The following is a 3,868-nucleotide window of genomic DNA, read 5'->3' as shown; positions in this document are numbered from 1 at the left end:
GCCGGACTGCAGAAGGGGTCGGGCGTCCCGCACAAGGAGAAGGTCGGCAAGCTGACCAAGGACCAGGTGCGGGAGATCGCGCAGACCAAGCTGCCTGACCTGAACGCCAACGACATCGACGCAGCGAGGAAGATCGTCGAGGGCACCGCCCGCTCCATGGGCGTCACCACCGAGTGAGAGCCCTTGGCCGGAGCTTGCTCCGGTCAAGATGAGGCTCGAAGGTTGAGGAGCGTCGACGCAGACCCGAGCGGAGCGAGGGAGTGTGTGACGCGTCTCGAAACCCCGTAAGAATGCCAGCAACACCAAAGTGGCAGGACCGCGCTGGTCCGTAGACCACATCTCCTGAGAAGAGGAACACATGCAGCGCAGCAAGAGCTACCGCGCGGCGGCCGAGCAGTTCGACCAGGACGAGCTCCACGCCCCGCTGGCCGCGATCAGGATCGCGAAGACCGGCAGCAAGAAGAAGTTCGACGAGACCGTGGACGTCGTCATGCGGCTCGGCGTCGACCCCCGCAAGGCCGACCAGATGGTTCGCGGCACCGTGAATCTCCCCCACGGCACCGGCAAGACCGCCCGGGTCCTGGTGTTCGCCAACGCGGAGAAGGCAGAGGCCGCCCGTGAGGCCGGTGCCGACTTCGTCGGTGGCGACGACATGATCGAGAAGGTCAGCGGTGGCTGGATCGACTTCGACGCCGTCGTCGCGACGCCCGACATGATGGGCAAGGTCGGCCGACTCGGCCGGGTGCTCGGCCCCCGCGGCCTGATGCCGAACCCGAAGACCGGCACCGTCACCCCCGACGTCGCCAAGGCCGTCTCCGACATCAAGGGCGGCAAGATCGAGTTCCGCGTCGACCGGCACGCCAACCTGCACTTCATCATCGGCAAGGCCTCGTTCCCTGAGGTGCAGCTGGCGGAGAACTACGGCGCCGCGCTCGAGGAGGTGCTCCGGCTCAAGCCGGCCAGCTCCAAGGGGCGCTACATCAAGAAGGTCACGCTCTCCACGACCATGGGCCCCGGCATCCAGGTCGACCCCAACCGCACGCGCAACCTCGCGGTTGAGGTTGAGCCTCAGTCCTGAGCCTGCGAAGGGCTGATCGGGCGAAAGGTTGTTGAGCGTCGACGGCCTCCCCTCGCGAAGCGGGGAGGCCCTGACGCGTCTCGAAACCCCGTAAGGAAGGCAGGGCGGCAACCGTGCTCAGCGCGCCCGCGCCTACTCCGTGAAGACCCGCTCGTCGATGAGCTGCTCGGTGACCAGCCTGCCTTCCTGCTCGAACCGGCTGTGCTCGAAGCGCGTCCGGAACTCCAGGTCGACCTTGTCCACGCCGCTGCGGTTCTTCTCGATGCTGAGGACCGCCCAGGACCGGAACTTCTCGGCGCTGGAGAGGTCGTAGACGAGGTGGTGCCGGGCGACCACGTCGAACTTGTTGTTGAGGATGAGGACGGTGTCCGCCTCGTACGCCAGGGCGGAGGACCCCCGCAGGTGCGAGGGGCGCATCCGTCGGCCCGACGCGATGCCCTCCTTGTCGCCGGCGGAGATGGCCAGCACCGGGACGTGCAGGTCGAGGGCGAGGTCCTTGAGCCCTTCGACCGCCACGGTGATCCGCTCGTCCTCGATCGGCGAGCCCCCCGGCACGTGCACCTTCTGCAGGTAGTCGACGATCACCAGCGGGCCGACACCGGTGGTCTCGCGGATGTCCTCCACCACCGCCGTGACCTCGTCGATGCCGGTGGACCGGCCGCTGGAGCGGTGCAGGTGGTAGGAGTCGGCGTACTGCCGCACGCGGTGGACGCCCTCGGCGCCACCCTGGTGCTCGTCGAGGCGCTCGGCGATACCGAGCGACCTGCGGTCGCGCGCCTCGAACGCGGTCCGCACGTGCCGCAGCTCGGGCGCGTCGAAGCCGCCGACCTCGCCGGCCTCGAGGGCGACGAGCTTCTCCAGCAGGGACTGGGGGTCGTGCTCGAAGCAGAAGTAGGCGACCGGTCGCCCGGCGCGGGCCACGTTCCGTCCGACCTGGAGCGCCCAGGTGGTCTTGCCGAGTCCCTGCGGCCCGGCCAGCAGGATCAGCTCGCCGGCCCGGAACCCGCCCGTGAGGTGATGGTCGAGTGGGTCGAACCCGGTGGGCCACAGCCGGTTCGCGGAGTCGTCCCTGGTGGCGAGCCGGTCCTCGGCCCGTTGGAGCACCTCGCTCAGGGACTGCAGTTTGGCGTCCACGATGAACATGGCACCAGACCGTCGAGGGGTCTTGGGTGGAATCGCGGCAATTTCTCCCTCGATCCGGCGGGATTTGTCGCCGGGCGCCGGGGCCGCCTAGTATCACCCTCGAAACCAGAGACCGCCGGTTGTCGGGTCGCCCAGCGACACGATCGAAGGCTCCGCCGCAAGGGTGGACGGCCAGCGCAGGTGCCAGAGCTGGATCCTTCCGGATCGCCCACGCCCTGAGCCCTGTGCTCGGGGCGTTCGTTCTTTGTGGCGGCAGTCCACGCGCGGCGGTCTCGCAGCCCGGAAGGAGACCCATGGCGCGGCCAGAGAAGGCAGCCGCCGTTGCGGAGATCGTTGAGTCGCTCAACTCGTCCGCGGGCGCTGTGCTGACCGAGTACCGCGGGCTGACCGTGAAGCAGCTGCAGGAACTGCGGCGCTCGCTCGGTGAGAACGCAAACTACGCCGTGGTCAAGAACACGCTGGCCAAGATCGCCGCCTCAGAAGCGGGGATCGACGCCTTCGAGGACCTGCTGACCGGCCCGACCGCCATCGCCTTCATCAAGGGCGACGTGGTCGAGGCGGCCAAGGGCCTGCGTGACTTTGCCAAGGCGAACCCCACCCTCGTCATCAAGGGTGGCGTCCTGGACGGCAAGCCCCTCGACGCCAAGGAGGTCAGCAAGCTCGCCGACCTCGAGTCGCGTGAGGTGCTCATGGGCAAGCTGGCCGGCGCGATGTTGGCGTCGCTCAGCCAGGCCGTCTACCTGCTCAACGCCCCGCTCTCGCAGGCTGCCCGGCTCGCCGGCGCCCTGCAGGCGAAGGCCGAGCAAGACCCCTCGATCCTCGCAGGTGGTGCCGGTGCCGAGGTGGCCGAAACCGCCGCTCCGGCAGAGGCCGCCGCCGAGGAGGCTCCGGCCGCCGAGGCGACCGAGGCTTCCGCCGAGGAGGCACCCGCCTCCGACGAGGGCGATGCCACCGAGGCCTGAGCCAGGCCGAGGTACCACCACCTGAAACCCGGCCCGCGCTCTGCGGGCCACAGACTGGAAGGAAACGCCACCATGGCGAAGCTCACCACCGACGAGCTGCTCGACGCGTTCAAGGAGATGACCCTCATTGAGCTGAGCGAGTTCGTGAAGCAGTTCGAGGACACCTTCGGCGTCACCGCTGCCGCGCCCGTCGCCGTTGCTGCGGCCCCCGCTGCCGGCGGCGCCGGCGGTGCCGAGGAGGCTGCCGAGCAGGACGAGTTCGACGTCATCCTCGAGGCTGCCGGCGACAAGAAGATCAACGTCATCAAGGAGGTGCGCGCCCTCACCTCGCTCGGCCTGAAGGAGGCCAAGGACCTGGTCGAGGCCGCGCCGAAGCCGGTCCTGGAGAAGGTCACCAAGGAGGCCGCGGACAAGGCGAAGGAGCAGCTCGAGGCTGCCGGCGCCAGCGTCTCGGTCAAGTGACCCACGCCTGACCCGCGGCGCCCCGGCGCCGCACCCAGCACCACCACGATGGCCGACCCCGCGGGGTCGGCCATCGTTGCGTTTCCCAGGTTGTTTTTGCTGGTCAGAAGGGGTTTGAACTTCCCGTGACGGGGTAGCAAACCCCCGCTCAGGTCAAGGATTCGTACGGGGGACCGGCGGCCTCGCCAACTCTCTGACACCCCCGTTGATTTGCCTTAGCGTG

The 3,868-nt window shown here is 68.6% G+C and carries 4 protein-coding genes and 1 pseudogene; 4 read left to right on the top strand and 1 reads right to left on the bottom strand.

What is annotated here, in order from left to right; translation table 11 throughout:
* Window positions 1-177: pseudogene (locus VFN12_RS13025) on the top strand (50S ribosomal protein L11); the annotation flags it as partial.
* 181 nt (window positions 178-358) lie between these two features.
* Entirely contained in the window at window positions 359-1,078 is a 720-nt protein-coding gene (rplA, locus tag VFN12_RS13020) for a 50S ribosomal protein L1 (RefSeq protein WP_325119137.1), read from the top strand.
* Window positions 1,079-1,210: 132 nt separating this feature from the next.
* Here rplA and VFN12_RS13015 read toward each other — a convergent pair whose 3' ends face one another.
* The gene (locus VFN12_RS13015) at window positions 1,211-2,212 is read right to left on the bottom strand and encodes a DnaB-like helicase C-terminal domain-containing protein (protein WP_325119135.1); all 1,002 of its coding nucleotides are present in this window, start codon (window positions 2,210-2,212) and stop codon (window positions 1,211-1,213) included.
* Window positions 2,213-2,514: 302 nt separating this feature from the next.
* Here VFN12_RS13015 and rplJ point away from each other — a divergent pair, with 302 nt between their 5' ends.
* The gene (gene rplJ, locus VFN12_RS13010) at window positions 2,515-3,183 is read left to right on the top strand and encodes a 50S ribosomal protein L10 (protein ID WP_325119134.1); all 669 of its coding nucleotides are present in this window, start codon (window positions 2,515-2,517) and stop codon (window positions 3,181-3,183) included.
* Between the two features lie 72 nt (window positions 3,184-3,255).
* On the top strand, window positions 3,256-3,645 hold the full coding sequence (rplL, locus tag VFN12_RS13005; protein WP_325119133.1) for a 50S ribosomal protein L7/L12: 390 nt from the start codon (window positions 3,256-3,258) through the stop codon (window positions 3,643-3,645).
* The last annotated feature ends 223 nt before the right edge of the window (window positions 3,646-3,868 follow it).

The organism is Nocardioides sp., from assembly GCF_035703625.1.
In the GTDB taxonomy this organism is placed as follows: domain Bacteria; phylum Actinomycetota; class Actinomycetes; order Propionibacteriales; family Nocardioidaceae; genus Nocardioides.
This window is presented reverse-complemented; position numbering and strand designations above follow the sequence as displayed.